The organism is Dyella sp. PARNA 12/25, assembly GCF_055702865.1.
In genome coordinates this window covers 214,824-234,936 of the sequence record NZ_JBVQCI010000008.1, presented here as the reverse complement: position 1 = coordinate 234,936, position 20,113 = coordinate 214,824, and the positions used below count along the sequence as shown (strand labels likewise).

The 20,113-nt window shown below is 63.3% G+C and carries 20 protein-coding genes; 11 read left to right on the top strand and 9 right to left on the bottom strand.

The features are described from left to right. Positions 1 to 2: 2 nt before the first annotated feature. The gene (ttcA, locus tag AC0GUR_RS16190; RefSeq protein WP_472878526.1) at positions 3 to 890 is read right to left on the bottom strand and encodes a tRNA 2-thiocytidine(32) synthetase TtcA; all 888 of its coding nucleotides are present in this window, start codon (positions 888 to 890) and stop codon (positions 3 to 5) included. 101 nt (positions 891 to 991) lie between these two features. Here ttcA and AC0GUR_RS16185 point away from each other — a divergent pair, with 101 nt between their 5' ends. After that, entirely contained in the window at positions 992 to 1,198 is a 207-nt protein-coding gene (locus tag AC0GUR_RS16185) for a YdcH family protein (protein ID WP_114824938.1), read from the top strand. A 22-nt stretch (positions 1,199 to 1,220) separates the two neighbouring features. Beyond that, positions 1,221 to 1,817, top strand: coding sequence for a GNAT family N-acetyltransferase (locus tag AC0GUR_RS16180; protein WP_472878525.1), 597 nt, complete (start codon positions 1,221 to 1,223; stop codon positions 1,815 to 1,817). A 189-nt stretch (positions 1,818 to 2,006) separates the two neighbouring features. On the opposite strand, the gene pssA is transcribed toward AC0GUR_RS16180, so the two are convergent. The 7 genes from pssA to AC0GUR_RS16145 all read right to left on the bottom strand — a co-directional run bounded on the left by pssA (position 2,007) and on the right by AC0GUR_RS16145 (position 11,001). Further along, positions 2,007 to 3,401: a CDP-diacylglycerol--serine O-phosphatidyltransferase gene (gene pssA / locus AC0GUR_RS16175; RefSeq protein WP_472878524.1), complete on the bottom strand. Its 1,395-nt coding sequence runs from the start codon at positions 3,399 to 3,401 to the stop codon at positions 2,007 to 2,009. Between the two features lie 116 nt (positions 3,402 to 3,517). After that, complete coding sequence (locus AC0GUR_RS16170) at positions 3,518 to 4,546, bottom strand: HlyD family secretion protein (RefSeq protein ID WP_472878523.1); 1,029 nt, start codon at positions 4,544 to 4,546, stop codon at positions 3,518 to 3,520. A gap of 6 nt (positions 4,547 to 4,552) precedes the next feature. Beyond that, on the bottom strand, positions 4,553 to 4,753 hold the full coding sequence (locus AC0GUR_RS16165; protein WP_472878522.1) for a DUF1656 domain-containing protein: 201 nt from the start codon (positions 4,751 to 4,753) through the stop codon (positions 4,553 to 4,555). Beyond that, entirely contained in the window at positions 4,743 to 6,884 is a 2,142-nt protein-coding gene (locus tag AC0GUR_RS16160; protein ID WP_472878521.1) for an FUSC family protein, read from the bottom strand. Before AC0GUR_RS16160 ends, AC0GUR_RS16165 begins: the two co-directional genes overlap by 11 nt. Before the next feature lie 3 nt (positions 6,885 to 6,887). After that, positions 6,888 to 7,382 carry a MarR family transcriptional regulator gene (locus tag AC0GUR_RS16155; RefSeq protein ID WP_472878520.1) on the bottom strand — a complete coding sequence of 165 codons (495 nt, stop codon included), beginning with the start codon at positions 7,380 to 7,382 and terminating at the stop codon, positions 6,888 to 6,890. A gap of 217 nt (positions 7,383 to 7,599) precedes the next feature. Beyond that, positions 7,600 to 8,028 carry a DUF4156 domain-containing protein gene (locus AC0GUR_RS16150; RefSeq protein WP_472878519.1) on the bottom strand — a complete coding sequence of 143 codons (429 nt, stop codon included), beginning with the start codon at positions 8,026 to 8,028 and terminating at the stop codon, positions 7,600 to 7,602. 99 nt (positions 8,029 to 8,127) lie between these two features. Then, on the bottom strand, positions 8,128 to 11,001 hold the full coding sequence (locus AC0GUR_RS16145) for a M16 family metallopeptidase (RefSeq protein ID WP_472878518.1): 2,874 nt from the start codon (positions 10,999 to 11,001) through the stop codon (positions 8,128 to 8,130). A gap of 277 nt (positions 11,002 to 11,278) precedes the next feature. On the opposite strand from AC0GUR_RS16145, the gene AC0GUR_RS16140 reads away from it, so the two are divergent. The 9 genes from AC0GUR_RS16140 (at position 11,279) to AC0GUR_RS16100 (ending at position 18,967) form a co-directional block, all read left to right on the top strand. Further along, positions 11,279 to 11,482, top strand: coding sequence for a hypothetical protein (locus AC0GUR_RS16140; protein ID WP_472878517.1), 204 nt, complete (start codon positions 11,279 to 11,281; stop codon positions 11,480 to 11,482). A gap of 52 nt (positions 11,483 to 11,534) precedes the next feature. Further along, a complete protein-coding gene (gene trmL, locus AC0GUR_RS16135) occupies positions 11,535 to 12,002 on the top strand; it encodes a tRNA (uridine(34)/cytosine(34)/5-carboxymethylaminomethyluridine(34)-2'-O)-methyltransferase TrmL (protein ID WP_472878516.1) in 468 nt (155 codons plus the stop codon). A gap of 152 nt (positions 12,003 to 12,154) precedes the next feature. Next, a complete protein-coding gene (locus AC0GUR_RS16130) occupies positions 12,155 to 13,960 on the top strand; it encodes a tetratricopeptide repeat protein (RefSeq protein ID WP_472878515.1) in 1,806 nt (601 codons plus the stop codon). Between the two features lie 43 nt (positions 13,961 to 14,003). Continuing rightward, positions 14,004 to 14,657: a ubiquinone biosynthesis accessory factor UbiJ gene (locus tag AC0GUR_RS16125; RefSeq protein ID WP_472878514.1), complete on the top strand. Its 654-nt coding sequence runs from the start codon at positions 14,004 to 14,006 to the stop codon at positions 14,655 to 14,657. 29 nt (positions 14,658 to 14,686) lie between these two features. Beyond that, positions 14,687 to 16,303, top strand: coding sequence for a ubiquinone biosynthesis regulatory protein kinase UbiB (ubiB, locus tag AC0GUR_RS16120; RefSeq protein WP_472878541.1), 1,617 nt, complete (start codon positions 14,687 to 14,689; stop codon positions 16,301 to 16,303). A gap of 165 nt (positions 16,304 to 16,468) precedes the next feature. Further along, positions 16,469 to 17,170, top strand: a complete 702-nt coding sequence (locus AC0GUR_RS16115; protein ID WP_472878513.1) for a pseudouridine synthase — start codon at positions 16,469 to 16,471, stop codon at positions 17,168 to 17,170. 51 nt (positions 17,171 to 17,221) lie between these two features. Then, on the top strand, positions 17,222 to 17,644 hold the full coding sequence (gene arfB, locus AC0GUR_RS16110; protein WP_472878512.1) for an alternative ribosome rescue aminoacyl-tRNA hydrolase ArfB: 423 nt from the start codon (positions 17,222 to 17,224) through the stop codon (positions 17,642 to 17,644). Next, positions 17,641 to 18,231 carry a 1-acyl-sn-glycerol-3-phosphate acyltransferase gene (locus AC0GUR_RS16105; RefSeq protein WP_472878511.1) on the top strand — a complete coding sequence of 197 codons (591 nt, stop codon included), beginning with the start codon at positions 17,641 to 17,643 and terminating at the stop codon, positions 18,229 to 18,231. Before arfB ends, AC0GUR_RS16105 begins: the two co-directional genes overlap by 4 nt. A 100-nt stretch (positions 18,232 to 18,331) precedes the next feature. Further along, positions 18,332 to 18,967: a LysE family translocator gene (locus AC0GUR_RS16100; RefSeq protein WP_472878510.1), complete on the top strand. Its 636-nt coding sequence runs from the start codon at positions 18,332 to 18,334 to the stop codon at positions 18,965 to 18,967. A 93-nt stretch (positions 18,968 to 19,060) separates the two neighbouring features. Here AC0GUR_RS16100 and AC0GUR_RS16095 read toward each other — a convergent pair whose 3' ends face one another. Then, entirely contained in the window at positions 19,061 to 20,083 is a 1,023-nt protein-coding gene (locus AC0GUR_RS16095; protein ID WP_472878540.1) for a LysR family transcriptional regulator, read from the bottom strand. Positions 20,084 to 20,113 lie beyond the last annotated feature (30 nt).

Sequence of the window (20,113 nt, the reverse complement as noted above, 5' to 3'; positions counted from 1 at the left end):
CGTTACTCGACTGATTCTTGTTGGAGTGACGGCTCATCGGGCGATCCCGCAAGCCACTGATGCGCATCGGCGCGTGTAACACCTTCGCGCGCGCCCAGCGCGGCGAAGTCGAACAGATTTCGGTCGGCAAGCTGGGAAGGCGACACACTGCCCAGCGCGCGGAAAATATTCTCGGCGCGGCCGGGCTGGGTCTTTTCCCAGTCCTCCATCATGCGCTTAACCGCCTTGCGTTGCAGGTTTTCCTGCGAGCCACAGAGATTGCACGGGATGATGGGAAATTCGCGTTGATCTGCATAGTCGGCAATATCGCTTTCTTTGCAGTAGGCCAGCGGGCGGATCACCACATGGCGCCCGTCGTCCGAGCGCAGCTTGGGTGGCATGGCCTTGAGCTGCGCCTGGTAAAACATGTTCAAAAAAAACGTACCCAGAATGTCATCGCGATGATGACCCAGCGCGATCTTGGTGACGCCATTTGCCGCAGCCCAGTGGTACAGCGCGCCGCGCCGCAGGCGCGAACACAGGCTGCACATCGTTTTGCCCTCGGGTATCACCCGGGTGACCGTGCTGTAGGTGTCCTGCTCAATGATGTGGAATGGCACGCCGCGCCCGGTGAGGTACGCCGGCAGCACATGCTCCGGAAAACCCGGCTGCTTCTGGTCCAGGTTCACCGCCACCAGCTCGAAACGTATCGGCGCCTTGGCCTGCAGCGACAACAGGACGTCCAGCAGCGTGTACGAATCCTTGCCGCCGGACAGGCACACCATCACCTTGTCGCCGTGTTCGATCATGTTGAAGTCGGCAATGGCCTGGCCCACCTGATGGCGCAGGCGCTTGGCCAGCTTGGTGGCCTCGTAGTGCTGCGTGCGGGTGGCGTCGGGCTGGGCGGACATGGGCGGAATCGGGCGGGACGGCCTCCTATTGTAGCGGCCTGACCGCCTGGGGGGCTGGAGCAGTACACTTGGAGGTATTCCCTTAGCTGCCAGCTGCCGTCATGCAGGTTCAGGATCAAGCCGAGATCGCCCATCTACTGGCCGAATTGCGCGTCGAACACCGCGATCTGGACGTGGCCATCGAGCATTTGGCTTCAACGCTCAGCCGCGACGAGCTTCAGCTCACCCGGCTCAAGAAGCGCAAGCTGCTGCTGAAAGACCACATCGCCCGCCTTGAAAGCAAGCTGATCCCCGACCTGGACGCCTGAGCGCCCTTCTCCCGGAGTCCCGATGCCTGTGCTGTCGCCTGTCGTACTGGAAGACGCTTTCGTCGCGCTTGAACCACTCTCGCTTGAACACGCACCCTCGCTGGAAGCCGCCAGCGCCGATGGTGAGCTGTGGAAGCTGTGGTTCACCAGCGCACCGGCACCGGGCGAAGCAGCGGCCTATGTCGGCAAGGCGCTGGAAGGTCAGAAAGCCGGTCTGATGCTGCCCTTTGCAGTACGCGAGAAAAGCTCGGGCGAAATCGTTGGCACCACACGCTTCTACGACATCGTGGCCGATCCGCGCCGTGTCGCCATCGGCTACACGTGGTACGCGAAGCGCTGGCAGAAGAGTTACGTCAATACGGCCTGCAAGCGCCTGCTTTTCCAGCACGCTTTCGAAACGCTGAGTTGCGTGGCAGTGGAGCTTCACACGGACCATCGCAACCTTGATTCCCAGCGCGCGATTGAACGACTAGGCGCCCGCCGCGAAGGTGTGTTGCGCAATCACAAGCGCCGCCCGGATGGCACGCTGCGGGACACGGTGTGCTTCAGCGTGATCGACAGTGAATGGCCAGACGTTTCCCGCTGGTTGACGCTGCGATTGGAGCGATTGGCGGGTTAAAAGGCGCCTGACTTAAGCGCCCCCAGAATCTTCTGTCAGCGTCGTCATAAGCCTCACCGTCATTCCCGCGAAAGCGGGAATCCAGTGCCTTTCAACGCTGTGGAAAAGGCGAAAGTCGCTGGATTCCCGCTTTCGCGGGAATGACGTTGAGGTAGTAACAAAGCTGTGGGTGATTGTTGCGTCGGCGCTTCAGAGCAAGCGCCCAAGCAAACGATCCAGCCTCACACGCCGCAGCCGCTTGAGCATACGGCGCACTTCCGGCGGATAGCTGCGCACCCCCTGCAACTCTCGGTAGTGACCCAGGCGCGTGGCGTGCTTGCGCAATGCGCCCCACTCGGCCGCATGCTGCGCATTCAACAAACCCGACGGATCACGCAGCAGCAAGCCATTCTCCAGATCCAACGCCCACGCACGCGGGTTGAGGTTATTGCCGGTCAACACGGCAATTTCCCCATCCACGAATAGGCCTTTGAGGTGATAGCTGTTGTCGCCGTGCCGCCACAACCACAGATTGAGCTGACCGCTTTCGATCGCGCCTTGGTGCGAGCGCGCGAAACGGCGCAGATTGGCTTCGTACAGATACGGCAGCAGACCGATACGCGTAAACGGCTGATCCGGCGGAATATAAAAATCGTTCGCCGTTTTGTCGCCCACCATGATGTGCAACTCGCAACCACGCCGCAGCAGGTGCCCAATTTCCTTGCGGACCGGTCGGGGCAGATTGAAGTAAGGCGTGAGCAGAATCACTCGCTTGTGCGCGCCACGCAGCAGGTCGATCAACACCTTGTTAAGCGCATTGTCGCTGCGGCCAAAGCCCACCAGCGGGATCACCGATACGTCGCCTTCGCGCGGCGATTCGCTATGGCCCTTGTACTGCGCCTGCTGCAGCGACTGGCGCAAGCGCCGGATGGGCTCCTGCATATCGCGTGGGCGCGGCAACGGCCAGCGGTCGAAGCGTGGCACGGCGTCGTTGTCGCAGAACTGGGCGCGCACGAAATCCGCCATGCTGTCGGCCAGCGTGCGATGACGAATCAGGTGATAGCGGTCCAGGCGATAGCGCCCATGCCTTTCCAGATACACGTCATTGAGGCTGGCCCCGCTGTACAGCACGGCGCCGTCGATGATGAAGCCCTTGAGATGCAGCACGCCGAACAGCTCGCGCGTTTGCACCGGCACACCACGGACCACCACGCCGTCGCCGAAGCGCTGCGCGTAGTCGCGGTACATCGCCGAGTTGCCTTCGCTTTTTCCCTTGCCGATCAGGCCGCGGCGCGCACGGTGCCAATCGACGTAGACCTCGATCTGCAGCTCGGGGCGCGCCTTGCGTGCCGCATACAAGGCATCGAGCACCTCGCGCCCGGCATCGTCGTCCTGCAGATAGAGCGCCACCAGCACGATGCGGCGCTGCGCCTGACCGATAAGGGACAACAGCGTTTCGCGGAATGCGGCCGGACCCGCCAGCGTTTCAATGGCGGTAGCGGGCACGGCGAAATCAGGAAAGCCGGACAGGTCCAGCTCGCGACGACGGCGCAGTGAGAGCAGTCGGCGGGCAAGACTACGCGGCGAGGGCAACGGTCGATTCATGGTGGAACATGTTATCAACCGCCCCGGAAATGTAGGAGCTCACTTGTGCGCGACCAACCTGCGTCAAGGCATCGACTAGGCGCAGCGGTCGCGCACAAGTGCGCTCCTACAAGGGATTACTGCTGCGCTTGCTCCTTGTCGAGCACGCGGCGCGGCTGCACGTCGATGCTGGCGGTCATGCCGGCAGCAAGGATCACGCCCTTGGGAATACTGTCTTCCTCGATCTCGATACGCACCGGCACGCGCTGGGCCAGACGCACCCAGTTGAAGGTGGGGTTGACGTCAGCCAGCAGATCGCGCCCTGTGGGGTTGTCGCGGTCGGTAATGCCGCGCGCCACACCGGTGATACGCCCCTTGAGCTGGGCACCGCCGCTCATCAGGCGAATCTGCACCGGGTCACCCACGCGCAGATGCGGCAGCTTGGTTTCTTCGAAGTAGCCGTAGATGTAGTAGCTGTGGCGATCGATCAGCGCGAGTCGCGGGCTGCCGGTTGCCGCGTAGTCACCCACGCGCACATCCAGGTTGGTGACGTAGCCATCGACGGGAGCGCGCACCTCGGTGCGCTCCAGATCCAACCTGGCGCGATCGACCGCGACCTGTGCCTGCACCACGGCGGCCTCGGCCTGTTCGCGCGCGGCGCCGGCCTGATGGCCGCTAGCCTGTGCCTGCTGCCAGACAGCCAGCGCGGTGTCGGCGGCGGACTTGGCATCGGTACGCTCTTCCTTCGGCACGACATCGGCCAGATCCTGACGGCGACGCGCCTGGTCCTGACGCATGTCGTACTCAGCCTTGCGCGCGGCGGCGCTGGCAAGCACGGCGTCGATATTGGCGCCGGCAGCCTTGGCGCTCGCCTTGGCAGCGGCCAGATTGGCCTCGGCCTGCTGCAGGGCGATACGGAAGCGCTCAGGGTCGATCTCGAACAGCACGTCGCCCTTCTTCACTTCCTGGTTGTCGATAACGGACACACGCGTCACCAGGCCGGAAACATCCGGCGCGATGCGTATCACTTCCGCGCGCACGCGGCCATCGCGCGTCCAGGGCGAATACATGTAGTGGCGCCACACCGCGTGGCCGAGCACGAGCGCCAGGATCACGGCGACCGCGGTAATGGAAAAACGTAGCAGTGCTTGGGGCTGAATCTTCATAAGGGCTCAGGGATACAACAACAGACCGGCCGCACCGAACAGCACGAAGAATACGGCCACTCGGAACAGGGAGGGATGCCAGACGTAGCGATACAGGCCGTAGCGACCGACGATCGTGTCGACCACCCACAGCACAAGCAGGCAACCCAGATAAACCAGCAGCATGCCGGGCACCAGCGCGTCACCCAGGGCGATTTCACGAGGCATGAGAAGTCTCCGGTGCCTTGACGATGTAAGGAGCGAGTGCGGACTGGTCGTCACGCAACGCCGATCGCAGCTGCAACAGATGCGCCAGCGCCGGCTGGCAGCTCGCGCGCGCCTGCGGCAGAGTTTGCCGAGTGAGTGTGAGGGCATGGTCAACGTCACGATCCGCCGCTTGCCAGCGCGCCTTGTCCGGCTCGTGATAAAGAGCGGCCAGCGACTGCACGGCACGCTCCATGGACTCAATGAGCGGCGGCGGCAGATCGGCATGCAGCATGTCGTGACGCAGCTCGATCACCGCGCGTCCGCTGTCATGCACCGCCAGCGCCCAAGCCAGCTGATCGTGCGAGTCAGGACTATCCGGCTTGGTGAACTGGACGATCTGGTGGAACAGGTCGCGATTCTCGCTCTCGAACCGATACACCAGGCCTTCCAACGGTGCCGTGGCGGCCATGCTCACCTGGCGCCGCAACTGCTGCAGCTGCCGACGGCGCAGCCATGCGGTGCCGATCACCGCGGGAATGATCATGTAGGCCACGCCGCACATCATCAGGCCGAACAGCGAGGCGATGGCATCGTTGAAGAGTCGTTCCGGGGCGTAAACCATCGGATTCTTCAGCGCCAGAATGGTGGCGAAGCCCAGCATGTAGCCAGAACCGATGCCCGGCAGCGTCGCATTGCGCGTGGTCAGGTAGGGACCAATCATCAACAGCGGTGCGCTGACCAACACCAGCATCAGGAAGCCATCACTGCCGGGTAGCAGCCACAGCACCACAACAAAGGCGGCCAGCATGCCCATGGCAATGCCGAAGATGGTGTTGACCGTTGCCGCGATCGGCCGCGGCGAGGTGGCGAGCAGGCCACTGAACACCGTGGCCAGCAGCATCGCGCTCGGCCCGAACGGCCACGCCGTCGCCAGCCAGAACACGCTGAGCATGCTCATGGTCAGAAAGGTGCGGACCACCGCAATGGCCGGCGCAACGTATTCGTTGGCGCGCTTGAAGTCGACCCGCTCCACGGTGCCGCCCAATGTTCCCTGCGTCTCGCGCAAGGCGGCTTCCAGCGCGGTGTAGTCGCGCAACTCCCTCACGAAGCGATTAAGCAAGGCGGCGCCGCTATCGAACTCCAGCAACAGCTCGGGGTCCTGGCGCAGCTCTTCACGCAGCTTGGTGGCAAGCGCCGGCAACTGGGCTTCGCACGCATCCAGGCGCGTGGCCAGCTGTCTTGGCACGTAGGGCTCGTCTGCCTTCGGCGACAACGCCTCGGCTACCGGCGCATACAGCTTGATCAGCGCACCAGAAGTGCGCGGGTGGTTGTTGCGCTTCAGCCGGTTGATCAAGTGGTGCAGCGACTGAAAGCTGGTGGCTGCCGCCATGTAGCGCACATTGAGCAGCTGCATGCGACTGCTGCGAGCGCGGGCTTCCGGGTCTTCGAAGATCACCGAGGAGCGAAGATCCTCGATCTCCACCGCCGCGCGCACGAAGTGCAGATGCGCCTGCTCGATTTTCGCGCGGGGAATGGCGCCACCGAGGCTGCTGCGCGCGAAATCAATAAAGTGCCCATGGAGCTCCCGCGCACGACGGCGCAGCACCTGGCGCAGACGCTCCGGCAACACCACGTCGCTGACGAGACCGGCCACGATGAGGCCCAACATCACCTCGCTGATGCGCATCACCGCCGAATCGAACACGGCGTATGGGTTGTTGATGGCCGGCAGCACCACGATCACCGCGGTATAACCGGCGAGCACAAACCCGTAAGACATGAAGTTGCGGTACAGCACGGCGCCGCCCGCGCACAGCGCCACCCACAGCGAGAGGCTGAACAGAAACAGCTCGCGCTGCTGCGGAAAGGCCGTCATCATCAATAGGCCGCACAAGACGCCGGCGCAGGTGCCGATGGCGCGGTAAAAACTCTTGGCCAACACCATGCCGCTCTGCGGATGCATGACGATGGATACCGTGATCATGGTGGTCGACGGCTGCTCCAGCTGAAACACCATGGTCAGCCATGCGGCGAGATAGAACGCCAGCAGGCACTTGAACACGAAGATCCAGGACAGTCGCTCGCCTACAAGAAAGTCACGCAGCCAAGGCCAGCGCTGCTGGATAGTGAGATCAGTAGGTACGGCCGACACGCTTCAGCCTCGTTCCAGCTGTGCCAGGAATCGTTTGAGCAGGCGCTCTAACTGCAGCATCTCACGCGGCTGCATGTCGCCCGCCTGGCGCGCGAGCAAGGCGCAGACGTCTGGCAGGAAACTCTCGATTAGGTCGAGGCCCTCCTTGGTGAGCGTGAGGGCAACCCTGCGACGATCTTCGTCGCTGGCATGGCGCGCAATCAGGCCCTTGTCGCACAGCTCATTGGTGAGGCGGGTGATGTTGGCCGACTTCTCGCCCGCCGCATCGGCCAGCTCCGTGGGATACAAGGTGTAGCCCTCAGTGCCGTACAACATCATCAGAAGGTTGTATTCCGGGTGATTGATGCCGTAGGGCCGCAACATCGCGTTGGCATCGTCATGCACGCGCTTGTAGATGTGCCGGATCAACCGCACCAGCACGGCAGGCTCCCGCGGAAACGCAGGATGCCGCTGACGAGTGATCGTCAGTCGCTGCTCGGTAGGGAGAAAGCTGCTCATGGCGCGCGGCCCAGATAGTACATATATGTAATATATACATGTAAATTTTATGCTCGGGGCGGCATACATGCAACAGCGTCGACCTGTCGATGTGAAAAGAGCGCCACGGAAACGCCCTCGCACCGGCAATTGCATGGCTGACGCTCACTCGGCCGGCGCCACTCCCACATAAAAAAAGGCGCCACGAGGGCGCCTTTTCTCTGGAACCATCCGCGGGTCAGTTGCTCTTGACCGGATACGTCTCGAATCCGCCAGGCGTGGCCTGCGGGTTGGGCTGATTGGCCGGGTTGGTCGGTGTGGTGGCCGGGCGGTTGGCCGGCGCCAACTGCGCGTTGCCGCACTGGAAGGCACCCCACGGCTGTGAGCCGTCCTTGGGGTCGGCCAGCGGCTTGATGGTGTCGGCATGCATCTTGGCGGCCTCATTGCGCGCCATGACTTCGAGTTCGTCACGCACCTTGATGTCGTTGCGGTTCACGGGGCCGACATGGTCCATCACCGATACCGTGACCTTGCCGAGGTCGCGACAGGACGACACGTCGCCACTCCAGGCCGTGCGGACGTTCTTGCCGGCATCGTCCAGCGTGATGCCGTAGGTGCAGGCGCCGAGCAACGCGATGGGAACGAGCAACAGCAGGGACTTGCGCATGAGTAGCTCCACGACATGGATATGAAAAGGCCGGGCGGCTGTCCACCCGGCCTCCATCGTAGCGCGGGGACGTGAACAGGTCCCCACATAAGTTGTTGTTTATTTCGAGGGCTTCGGCTTGCCGTCGCCGTCGATCACCTCGACCTCGCCCAGCTTGAGTGCGCGCACAGGCTGCTCAATCTTCTTGAGATCACCCACGATCACCCAGGTCAGCGCCTTGGGTTTGATGATTTCCTCGATCGCGCTCTGCGCATCCGGCTGAGTCACTGCTTCGGTGCGGGCCTTGAGGGTCTGCACATAGTCGTCGGGACGGCTGTACTGCACGATCTCGGTCATCGCACCCAGCACTTCCGCAGCGGTTTCAAAGCTGCCCGGCAGACCGCGGATGTTGGAGTCCTTGATCTTGTCCACTTCCTGCTCGGTCAGCGGACGCGGGCCGACCACTTCAGTGGCTTCCTTGAGCACTTCGTTTGCGGACTCGGCGGTCTTATCGGTTTGCACGGGCGCGTACATCAGGAACGGACGCTGGCCGATCGCATCGCGCATGAAGCTGAAAGCACCATAGGCCCAACGCTTGTCTTCGCGCAGGTTCATGTTGAGACGCGAAGTGAAGCTGCCACCGAAGGCGCCGTTGGCCACGTCGATGGCCAGCTCGTTCGGCGCCTTGCTGGACGGCGCCAGCAGGCCAGCAAGGATCAGCGACTGCGGTGCATCCGGCTTGTCGATCAGGAATACACGCGGCTTGCTCTGCGCCGCCACGGTGGCGATGTTCTTCTTCGGCCGCGCGCTAGCGGGTGCCTTCCAGTCGCCGAAGGCGGCATCGAGCTGCGGAATGATCTTTTGCAGCGTGGTGTCGCCGGCCACCAGGATCTTCACGTTGTCCGGGCGCAGCCAATTACTCTGGAACGTAGCGAGGTCGGACGCCTTCATCGCCTTGATGGCTTCTTCGGTACCGGTACCGGTAAACGGAATGCCATAGGCGTGATGCGCACCGTACAACAATGGCGGCAGCGTGCGCAGCGCCAGCGCGCTGGGCTGGGTCTTTTCCTGCGCAATACTGGCCAGCCACTGGCCACGCACGCGCTCGATGTCATCGGCCTTGAAGGCTGGGTTGCGCACGATGTCGGCAAACAACGCCAGCGACGGCTGCAGCTGATCGTTCAACGCATTGAGCGATGCCGAGCACGAGTCCAGGCCGCAACCGACGCGAGTAATCGCCCCCAGACGCTGCTTGCGCTTGGCCACTTCCACCGAGTCGAGATCCTTGGTGCTCTCGTTCATCAGCGTGGTGGTGAAGCTGGCGGTGCCGAGCTTGTGACCCTGATCGGCGGCATAGCCCGCGTCAAACATCAGCTGCACATGTGTTACCGGAACCGTGTGGCGCTGCGCGAGGATCACTTCGATGCCGTTTTTGAGCTTGCCGCGCTCCAGCGGAGGGAAGCTCAGATCGGGGAAGTTATCGACCTTGGGCACACCGGTGCTTCGATCCACCGAGCTTTTGGCCGCCGCGTACTCGTGCTTGGTTGGCAGCTTGGCTACCGGCTTGCCTTCGGCAGCAGGAAGCGCCGCGACCTTGGCGTCTTCCGCCTCAGGATTGAAGTTGTCGCTCGCCGGCAGCACGGTCAGCAGATAGTCGCCATGGCTGAGCCACTTGTTGGCAGCTGCCTTGACGCCCGCCAGGGTGGCGGCATCGGCACGCTCCATATCCTTCTTGTAGGCACCCGGGTCGCCGCGATAGACCTGACCCTCGGCGAGGATCACCGCCTTGCCGCCCATGCCGCCGACCTTTTCCAGTCCGCGCACAAAGCCAGCGCGATTACCGATCTTCGCGCGATCAAGCTCATCTTGCGTCGGACCCTCGGCGAGGAATTTCTTCAGTTCCTCCTGAATCACGGCCTCGACCTTGGCCGGGTCCACACCGTCCTTCACATCGGCCTGAATCTGGAACTGGGTGGCCAACGCAAACGGCGAAATGCTGGCCGACACATCGTCAACCAGCTTGTCCTGATAAACGAGGCGTTGGTACAGGCGCGAGGTCTTGCCGCCGCCGAGCACGGTGGAGGCCAGGTCGAGCATGATCGAGTCATCGGTACCCAGCTGCGGCACCACCCATGTGCGATAGATACGCGGCTGCGCCACGTGATCGTGCTGCACGCCGCGCGTGGATTTGCTCAGCGGCGTGATCCACGGCTGCTGACGCGGCACCGGCGGGCCGGCCGGAATATCACCAAAGTACTTCTCGGCCTTGGCCTTGGCCTCGGCCACCGTGATGTCGCCCGCCAGCACCAGCACCGTGTTGGCAGCGCCGTAGTAGTCGTGGAACCACTGCTTCACGTCGGCCAGCGAGGCCGCATTGAGATCGGTCATCGAGCCGATGGTGTCGTGCTGGTACGGGTGGTTGCCCGGATAGGTGTTGGACAGGATGTTTTGGTCCACGCGGCCATACGGGCGGTTCTCACCCTGGCGCTTTTCGTTCTGCACTACGCCGCGCTGCGTATCCAGTTCCTTCTGGCCGATGGCGCCCAGCAGGTGGCCCATGCGGTCCGACTCCATCCACAACGCCATGTCGAGCGCGGTAGTCGGCACCGTTTCGAAGTAGTTGGTGCGATCAAACCAGGTGGTGCCATTCATGTCGGTGGCACCGGCCAGTTCGAACGGCTGGAAATACGTGCCCTTGTGGTTCTCCGAACCGGAGAACATCAGATGCTCGAACAGGTGCGCAAAGCCCGTTTTGCCCTTGGGCTCGTCAGCGGAGCCGACGTGATACCAGATGCTCACCGCCACCACTGGGGCCTTGTGGTCCTCATGCACCACCACCGTGAGGCCATTGGGCAGCGTGAAGCGGGTGTACGCGATGTCAGGCACAGCCTGCGTGGTCTCGGCAGGGGCCATATCGGGTGCGGCAACGGCGGGGATACCGGCTGACACGCTGAGCAAACCTGCGACGAGCAGGGCGAGGGGCTTTCTTGCCATCACGACACTCCTGATTGTTTCGACTAAAGAGAGCCACCCGAGGCTATCGGCGCCTTGGGACCTTGGCAAATGACCAACGGCATGGGTTTTAGTGCCCGCTGGCGTGTCCGGCGGACTGTCCGGCCACGCCCGGCCGCTGTCCGCGGACAACCTAGCCGGCATCCGGCCTCTAGAGAATTTTCAACAATCACAGTCACTTGGAAGTGAACGGATGGTTGGCACGGGCCTTGCCATATCTACCGTGCAGGACCTACCCCACTTCATCGGAGACATGATCATGAAATTCGAAACCTTGATGCTACGCGGCCTCTTTGTCGCTTGCCTGCTGGTTTGCGGACTCGTGCTGGGTGCCATGGTGAATGCTTCACCGGACGCCATTCGCCTCGCCGCTGCCGGTAGCGCCGGCCAGCTGATGGCCACCCCGATCGCTTGCGCGCTGCCGCCCGACGGCGTGGTGTGCCCGCGCGCTTCCAACGGCTGAGCAAGGACGCTCACCGTCTTGCAGGTCACAGGAGAGACCTGATAATGCTCGGATGCTGCATGTCATTCTTTACCGACCGGAAATACCCCCCAACACTGGCAATGTGATCAGGTTGTGCGCCAACACGGGCGCCACGTTGCACCTGATCAGGCCCCTGGGGTTCGAGCTGGACGATGCCCGCCTGCGCCGCGCAGGCCTGGACTATCACGAATTTGCACAGCTGGCCGTGCACGACGACCTCGCCAGCTGCCTGCAGGGCATCGGCCAGCCACGCGTCTTCGCGTTTTCCACCCGCGGTCGCGTCGCCCACGTGGATGCCCGCTTCGCCCACGGTGATGCCTTGCTGTTCGGCTGCGAAACCGCCGGCCTGCCTGGCGACGTGCTGGACGCCATTCCCGAAGCGCAGCGCCTGCGCCTGCCGATGCGGCCAAATAGCCGCAGCCTCAATCTTTCCAACACCGTTGCAGTGGCGGTGTATGAGGCGTGGCGGCAGCTGGGCTTCGACGGGGCGACTGGTTAGCTCCCCTCGTTCGGATATCGGAACATGTCCGATGGTTGGCGCCAGGATGCCCTCACCGGATGCCGCCGCTGGATGACTCGCTCACCATCAGGGATGCTCGGCCTGTCTTTGCGTCACTATGGCGCTGAATCCCTCCACTGAACACGCAGCACATGGCGCCTCAGCCTTCCGACCGCCTCGACCATGCCGCCTCGCTCCTCTCCCGGGGACAACCGGGGGAGGCGTTGACGATGGTGACCGAGGTGCTTCAACAGCAACCCGGGAATGCCGACGCGCTGAATATTGCAGGGGCCTGCTCTCGTCGGCTGGGGCAACTGGACGCCGCGGAAGATTATTGGCGCCGCGCATTGAAGGAAGAGCCCGACTTTGCCGATGTCCACAGCAACCTGAGCAACCTGCTCCGGGTGGCCGGGCGCTTTCCCGAGGCCGAGGCGGGCTATCGGCGTGCGCTCGCCATCCAGCCCAACCATGCCGAAGCCCGCAACAATCTGGGCGTTCTGCTTCAGGAGGTCGGCCGCCTCCCCGAAGCCGAGGCGACCTACCGGCAAGCCGTCGCAACGCGGCCCGACCACGCCAATGCCCACAACAACCTCGGCAACCTGCTGCGGGTCATGAAGCGTTTTACCGAGGCGGAAACGGCCTACCGGCAAGCGGTGGCGATCCGGCCCGACCACGCCGAGGCCCACAACAACCTTGGCGTCCTGCTGCAGGAGATGGAACGTCTGCCCGAGGCCGAAGCGGCGTACCGGCAAGCCCTGGCGATCCGGCCCGGCTATGTCGAGGCACATAACAACCTCGGCTACCTGTTGCAGGCGGCAAACCGCTTCCAGGAGGCCGAGGCGGCCTATCAGCGCGCGCTGGCGATCCAACCCGACCATGCCGAGGCCCACTTCAATCTGGGCTATCTGCTGCGGAAGGTGAATCGCTTCGACGAGGCAGAGGCCGCCTACCGGCGCGCGCTGGCGATCAAGCCTGACTACGCCGAGGCGCGTTGGAGCCTCGGGCTACTGTTGCTTTACACCGGACGCTGGTCCGAAGGCTGGCCCCTTTACGAAGCCCGCTACGACGGGGCAAACACATCCAAGGGTCACGTGATCAAGCCCTCACTTGCCTATCCGCAATGGCAAGGCGAGTCCCTGCAAGGTCGATCCATCCTGATCCATTGGGAACAGGGGTTGGGCGACCAGATTCAGTTCGTGCGCTACCTGCCCCTGCTGAAGTCGTTGGGCGCCAGCCGGGTTACCCTGATCTGCAGCCCTCGCCTTCGGTCTCTTTTCGAGGACATCGATGGCGCGGACGCCGTGCTCGCCACCGACGACCTCTCGACGGCGCCCGTCCATGATTACTGGGCCTTTCTGCTCAGTCTTCCCTTGCATCTGGCCACCACCGTGGAGACCACCCCGGCCAGCATCCCCTATCTGCGGCCAACCGCGGATCGTTTGCGCGCCTGGGCGCCGCGGCTACCCACCGAAGGGCTGCGTGTTGGCCTGGTGTGGAAGGGCGGTACCGCCTATGCCAACGACAGGAACCGCTCTCTGACAAGTCTGACGTCACTGGCGCCGCTCTGGGACATTCCCGGCGTTCGCTTTGTCAGCCTGCAAAAGGGCCAGGGAGAAGATGAAGGGGCTAGCCCACCGCCGGGACAGCCACTAACGCATCTGGGAAGCGACGTTGGGGGCTTTGCCGACGATGCGGCCATCATTGCCCAGCTCGATCTCGTGATCGCTGTCGACACCGCCATCGCCCACCTTGCCGGCGCACTGGGAAAGCCTTGCTGGATCTTGCTGCCATCCATCGACACCGACTGGCGTTGGCTCGATGAGGGCTCGGATTCGCCGTGGTATCCCGGAGCAGTGCGTCTCTTTCGTCAATCCCACCCCGGCGACTGGGGCCCCACTATTCGCGAGGTAGCAGAGGCATTGCGCGACGTTTGCCAGAACCGCGCGCGACCTGGCTAGCGGTCAACGAGGCAAGCGCGCGTCAACCGCTACAATCACCGGCATGACCGCCGCCTCGCCACTCTCCCTGCTGCCCCGCCCTCTGCGCGCCCTCGCTGGCCGCGCACTGGAAACCGCTCTCAACCACACCCTTTCGCTTGACCCGGAAACGATGACGCGCCTATCCGCCCTCGACGGCCGCAGTGTGCAGCTGCACCTGCGCGGCCCGGAGCTGGCGTTGTCGGTCACCGTGGAAGGCGAACGGCTGAAGGTGGGTCCGGCCCAGGAAGACAACCACCTGCGCGTGGCCGCCACGCCGGGTAGCCTGCTGGCCATGTTGATGAAACGCGATGACGAAGGCGTGGCGCCGGGCAAGGTGGAGATTGCCGGCGACGCCGATCTCGCACGTCGCCTCGAAAAACTCGCCAGCAAGTTCGCTCCTGATTTCGAGGAAGCCTTTGCGCGCACGTTCGGCGATGTGGTGGGCGTGCCATTGGCCAAAGCTGTTCGCAACGGGCTGGCCCATGCGAAGGAAACCGCCAGCCACCTCACTACCGATGCCGCCGATTGGTTGCGCGACGAAGCACGCGTGGCGGCGGCGCCCGGCGAAGTAGAGGGTTTCCTTGACGGCGTCGATGAATTGCGCGAACGCAGCGAGCGCCTGGAAGCACGCCTCGCCCGTCTGGAGCAGCGCATGAAGAAAGGACCCGCCGCGTGAGGACCCCACTGAAGGTCGTACCGCGCGTGATGCGCGTTGCCTCCGTGCTGCTTGCCTACCGACTGGACGAATTGGTCGACGCCGCGCATCTGTTCCGCCCGCTCAAGCTGATTCGCCCCTTTGTAGCGCGGCCGCGCGAAGACGTCCGCGGTTTATCGCGTGGCGCACGCCTGCGTCTGGCGCTCACGGCGCTGGGTCCCATCTTTGTCAAAGCGGGTCAGGTGCTGTCCACGCGCCGCGATCTGGTGCCGGCAGATATCGCCGACGAACTGGCGTTGCTGCAGGATCAGGTACCGCCCTTCCCCGGCAGCCAGGCGCGCGCCATCGTCGAGCAGGAACTGAAAGCCCCCATCGCAACGCACTACGCGAGCTTCGATGAAACGCCACTCGCCTCCGCATCCATTGCGCAGGTGCACGCCGCCACGCTGCATGACGGCAGCGCGGTGGTGGTGAAGGTGTTGCGCCCAGGCATCGACAAGCAGATCGAGCGCGACATTAAGCTGCTGCGTTCGCTGGGAGAGCTGGCCCAGCGCTGGCACCCCAACGCCGACAAGATCCGCCCGCTCGACGTCGTTGCCGAAGTCGAGAAGATGCTGGAAAACGAGCTGGACCTGCAGCGCGAAGGCGCCAGCGCCAGCTTGCTCCGCCGCAACTTCGAAAGCGGCGTGGATATGTATGTGCCTGCCGTGCACTGGGATTTGACCGCCGCCCGCGTGCTCACGCTGGAGCGGGTCTACGGCGTGAGCTGCGATGACATTGCCGCGCTCGATGCGGCAGGCGTGGATCGCAAGGCACTCGCCATCAAGGGCGTGCGCCTGTTCTACGAACAGGTGTTCCGCGACAACTTCTTCCACGCCGATGCGCACCCCGGCAACATCTGGGTGGACACCGCACGTGCTGGCGAGCCGCGCTTCATCGCGCTGGATTTCGGCATCATGGGTTCGCTGCCGGAAGAGGACCAGTACTGGCTGGCGCAGAATTTCATCGCCTTGTTTGAGCGCGACTACGCACGCATTGCGCAGCTGCATGTCGACGCGGGCTGGATGCCTTCGACCGTACGCATCGACGAGCTCACCGCCGCCGTGCGCACGGTCTGCGAGCCCTACTTCACCCGCCCGCTGTCACAGATCTCGCTGGCCGAGCTGGTGGTGAAATTGTTCCAGACGGCGCGCCGCTACGAATTGACCCTGCAGCCGCAACTCATCCTGTTGCAGAAGACGCTGCTGAACATCGAAGGCGTCGGCCGCATGCTTGATCCGCAGATCGACATCTGGGCCGTGGCGCACCCGGTGCTCAAGCGCATTCTGCGCGAGCGTTACAGTCCGCTGCGTACGCTGCGCACGGTGCGTCGCCGCCTGCCCGAATGGCTGCACGCCGCACCGGAGTTTCCGGAGTTGATTCGCGATGCCTTGCGACAAGTGGCGCGCGGTGAGCGGCGCGAAGTGAGTGATCCGCAAGCGCTGGCCCAGCAGCATGAGGAGGCGCAGCGCTCGCGGCGATCACTGGCATTTGGATTGCTGGGCGGCAGCTTGTTGATTGGCAGCGCAGTGCTTTGGACGCAAGCGGCAGAGCAAGGCATGTGGCCTGCGACCGTCGCTGGCGCAGCTGGTCTGCTCGCGTTCTTCGCTGGCTGGCCTCGCCGTTAAAAGTCTGACCAGCGTTTGATTTACCCTCACGGTCATCCCCGCGAAAGCGGGGATCCAGCGACTTTCGTACTTGCCAGACGCCTCAAAGGCACTGGATCCCCGCTTTCGCGGGGATGACGGCTTCGATCGGAAACATCGACAAGTTTGCAGCTCGTAGAACCTCCCATGCTCGACATCCTCTACCAAGACGACGCCCTCATCGCGGTAAACAAGCCCGCCGGCCTCGCCGTGCATCGCTCCAAGATGGTCGGCAACGCCGAAGAATTCCTGATCGACCTGCTGCGCGAACAGGTCGGCGGTATCACCTATCTGGCACACCGCCTCGACCGCGCCACCAGTGGTGTGTTGCTGGTGGCCCGCTCCTCCGAGATCGCCGCCGCGCTCGGCGAGCAGTTCATGGGTCGCGACGTACACAAGCAATATCTCGCCGTGGTGCGCGGCTGGCCCGACCCCGAGCAGGCGGTGATCGACTATCCCTTGCCCGGCTCGCGCGAAACCGGGCCACGCCGCGAAGCGAGCACCAGCTACCAGCGCCTGGCCACGGTGGAGGTACCGATTGCCCTCGGCCGCTACCCGCAGCAGCGCTACGCCCTTGTGCTGGCGGAACCGCATACCGGCCGGTTCCGCCAGATCCGCAAGCACATGGCGCACATTCATCACCCCATCATCGGCGACTGCCAGCACGGCCGCGGCGATCACAATCGCCTGTACAAGCAGTACTTCAGTTGCCATCGCATGCTGCTGCACGCCTGGCGGCTGAGTTTTGCGCATCCGGTCACTGGCGAGCCCATGCGGCTTGAGGCGCCGCTGGATGCCGCCTATCAGGCCCTGCTCGACCGCTTCGGCTGGACGCTACCGACGGGCTGATGCGGCGCCGCGGCGTGGAGCGTGTCACGCGCGCCAGCTAAACTTCGCACCATGCTCACTGTCAGCCGATCCATCACCCTGCCCGAGGCCGAGCTGACCGAGCGCTTCCTGCGTGCCGACGGTCCCGGCGGCCAGCACGTCAACCGCACCGAAAGTGCGGTGGAACTGCGTTTCGATGTGGCGAACTCACCTTCGCTACCCGAGCCGCTGCGTGCACGCCTGTTGGCCCGGCGCGACCGGCGACTCACCGATGACGGCGTGCTGGTGATCCAGGCCCGACGTTTTCGCGACCAGAGTCGCAACCGCGAGGATGCGCGCGAGCGACTGGTCGACATCATCCGCGGCGCCTTGGTGATTCCCAAGGCGCGCGTTGCCACCAAACCCACCCGTGCTTCCAAAGAACGCCGCCTCGCCGGCAAGCAGCAGCGGGGCAAGATCAAACAAACGCGTTCGCGTGACTGGAGTCGTGAATGAGCACGCAGTTGCTCCCCCCTACCCCGCCCGAAGCCCCCAAGCTCAACAGCCGATTCTGGCCGTGGGCGGCGCGCTGCATACTGCGGCTATCCGGCTGGCGCCTGCTCGGTGAATTGCCGAACGTACCCAAGCTGATCCTGATCGGCGCGCCGCATTCCTCCTACTGGGACGGCGTCTGGGGTCTGCTGATGAAGATTGGCCTGGGGGCCGACATCAAGGTCATGATCAAGCGCGAAGTGCTGGATGGCCCTTTGGGCATCATCCTCCGCCCCATCGGCATGATCGGCATCAACCGCAGCGCCGCGCTCAACGTGGTCGGCCAGATGGTGAAGCGCTTCAACGAGAATGACCGCATGTGGCTGGGCATTACGCCCGAAGGCACGCGCAAGAAGGTCAAGCACTGGAAGTCCGGGTTCCTGCGCATCGCGCTGGAAGCCAACGTGCCGATCCTGACCATCTTTATCGACTACCCCACCAAGACCTTCACGTTCGGGCCCGTCGTGTGTGCCACCGAAGATCACGATGCGGACATGGTGAAGATTCGCGAGCTCTTTACGCCGTACCGCGGCAAACACCGTAATGCGTAGTTGGTGCGATCATCCATGATCGCGAAGATCAAAATGCAGCCATCCATGGCTGCACTCTTCACAAAGAGCACGCCATGATCGTGCTTCTCAGGGGGCTTCTGTGATTTCGCTCGGTATCCAGCATTTCGGCGCTTTCCTGCTCGCCTGCATTGCGCTGAACCTGACGCCGGGGCTGGATACGTTCTACATCCTCACGCGCAGCGGCCGCGAAGGTCGCGCGGTGGGCGTCATGGCGGCGCTAGGCATCAATGCCGGTTGCATCGTGCACACACTGGCGGCGGTGCTCGGCATTTCCGCGATCCTGATGACTTCAGCCATCGCATTCAGCGTGCTCAAGTATCTCGGTGCGGCTTATCTGGTGTGGATTGGCCTGCGCATGCTGCTGACTCGCAGTGGTGCGCGCCAGCCCACCGTGACGCAGGGTCGCGGACTCGCAGCCGCTTTTCGCCAGGGCATGTTGACCAATGTGCTCAATCCGAAAGTGGCGTTGTTCTTCCTTGCCTTTCTTCCTCAGTTCGTCTCGATGCAGGCCGAGCATCCGCAACTGGGCCTGATGGTGCTGGGGCTGAGCTTCATCGGCACCGGCACCACGTGGTCGATGGTGCTGGCCTTGTTGGGTGGGCATATTCATCACCAGCTCAACACGCGCCCGCGCTTTGGCCAGTGGATGGATCGCGTGTGCGGCGCGGTGTTGCTTGGCTTTGGCGTGAAGCTCGCACTTCAGCACCAGAACTGACGCTCGTTCTCTTTTGTAGGAGCGCACTTGTGCGCGACCGCGGCGCATCGACGTGCCGCGGTCGCGCACAAGTGCGCTCCTACAACAGACTATTCAACGTTCTGAGTGACCTGAGTCGTCGTAGTCGCGATGCGTCAGCAACCCCGGCTTCACCAGATCCACGAACGCTCTCGCCTCGGCAGTAAGAAACTTCCCCTTGCGCATCACCACGCCATAGCTTCGCTGCGGAAAATACTGCTTCATGTTTCGGACGGCCAAACGCGTGCGGTCGGCCTCGGTGATGCAGATGCCGGTGACGATGGAGATACCCAAGCCCATCGCCACGTATTCCTTGATCACATCCCAGCCACCCACTTCGATGGCCACGCGGTAAGGCACCTGACGCTGCTGGAACACCATATCCACCAGTCGATAAGTGGACAGCCGCTGCGGGGGCAATATCAGCCCATAAGGTGAGAGGTCCTGCAACGTCAGCGTAGCCTCGGCGGCCAGCGGATGATCCAGCGGCATGATCAGCATCGGGTCATAGTGGTACACCGGCGCCCAGGCGATATCGTTGGGCACATCGAGCATCGAACCCACCGCAAAGTCCGCCTCATCGGCACGCAGCAGCGCAAGGCCGTCCTTTCCGGTGACGTTGGCCAGCTGCAGCTGCACGTCGGGAAAGTGGTCGCGGTACTGGCGTACCAGCTCAGGCAACAGGTACTGGATGGTGGAGCTACCCGCGGCGATGGTCAGGCGTCCGCCCTGTAGCCCCTTCACCTTGGCCTGAAAATCCCGGTCCAGGTTCTCCCAGCCCTCGACCAGAGGACGGGCCAGCTCATAAAGCGCCTCGCCTGCATCAGTGAGGTTGATGCGGCGGCGACGGCGCTCGAGCAGGTTGACCCCGAGCTCCCGCTCCAGCGCCTGCAACTGCAGGCTCACCGTTGGCTGAGACAGAAACAGCGCCTCGGCCGCCCGGGTCAGGGTGCCCAACTTTACCGTGTAGACGAACGCCCGCATCTGCTTCTGGCGGTTGCCTTTGTAGTAGAACCGGCCGGTATCGCTTGCGGCCAACCGGTCCCCCTTTCGCCGCTTTGGCGCTTTCGAACGCGCCTTTTTCCGCACCTGCAGCATTTTTTCAGGATCTTTCATGGCTTTCTGCTC

Excerpts from the sequence above, each read along its gene's own strand:
- arfB (WP_472878512.1), top strand. The coding sequence starts at position 17,222 with ATGCTCACTGTCAGCCGATCCATCACCCTGCCCGAGGCCGAGCTGACC.
- pssA (WP_472878524.1), bottom strand. The coding sequence starts at position 3,401 with ATGAATCGACCGTTGCCCTCGCCGCGTAGTCTTGCCCGCCGACTGCTC.
- AC0GUR_RS16130 (WP_472878515.1), top strand. The coding sequence starts at position 12,155 with ATGGCGCCTCAGCCTTCCGACCGCCTCGACCATGCCGCCTCGCTCCTC.
- AC0GUR_RS16140 (WP_472878517.1), top strand. The coding sequence starts at position 11,279 with ATGAAATTCGAAACCTTGATGCTACGCGGCCTCTTTGTCGCTTGCCTG.
- ttcA (WP_472878526.1), bottom strand. The coding sequence starts at position 890 with ATGTCCGCCCAGCCCGACGCCACCCGCACGCAGCACTACGAGGCCACC.
- AC0GUR_RS16145 (WP_472878518.1), bottom strand. The coding sequence starts at position 11,001 with ATGGCAAGAAAGCCCCTCGCCCTGCTCGTCGCAGGTTTGCTCAGCGTG.
- AC0GUR_RS16095 (WP_472878540.1), bottom strand. The coding sequence starts at position 20,083 with ATGCTGCAGGTGCGGAAAAAGGCGCGTTCGAAAGCGCCAAAGCGGCGA.
- AC0GUR_RS16180 (WP_472878525.1), top strand. The coding sequence starts at position 1,221 with ATGCCTGTGCTGTCGCCTGTCGTACTGGAAGACGCTTTCGTCGCGCTT.
- AC0GUR_RS16105 (WP_472878511.1), top strand. The coding sequence starts at position 17,641 with ATGAGCACGCAGTTGCTCCCCCCTACCCCGCCCGAAGCCCCCAAGCTC.
- AC0GUR_RS16115 (WP_472878513.1), top strand. The coding sequence starts at position 16,469 with ATGCTCGACATCCTCTACCAAGACGACGCCCTCATCGCGGTAAACAAG.
- trmL (WP_472878516.1), top strand. The coding sequence starts at position 11,535 with ATGCTGCATGTCATTCTTTACCGACCGGAAATACCCCCCAACACTGGC.
- AC0GUR_RS16150 (WP_472878519.1), bottom strand. The coding sequence starts at position 8,028 with ATGCGCAAGTCCCTGCTGTTGCTCGTTCCCATCGCGTTGCTCGGCGCC.
- AC0GUR_RS16165 (WP_472878522.1), bottom strand. The coding sequence starts at position 4,753 with ATGCCTCGTGAAATCGCCCTGGGTGACGCGCTGGTGCCCGGCATGCTG.
- AC0GUR_RS16170 (WP_472878523.1), bottom strand. The coding sequence starts at position 4,546 with ATGAAGATTCAGCCCCAAGCACTGCTACGTTTTTCCATTACCGCGGTC.
- ubiB (WP_472878541.1), top strand. The coding sequence starts at position 14,687 with ATGCGCGTTGCCTCCGTGCTGCTTGCCTACCGACTGGACGAATTGGTC.
- AC0GUR_RS16155 (WP_472878520.1), bottom strand. The coding sequence starts at position 7,382 with ATGAGCAGCTTTCTCCCTACCGAGCAGCGACTGACGATCACTCGTCAG.
- AC0GUR_RS16185 (WP_114824938.1), top strand. The coding sequence starts at position 992 with ATGCAGGTTCAGGATCAAGCCGAGATCGCCCATCTACTGGCCGAATTG.
- AC0GUR_RS16125 (WP_472878514.1), top strand. The coding sequence starts at position 14,004 with ATGACCGCCGCCTCGCCACTCTCCCTGCTGCCCCGCCCTCTGCGCGCC.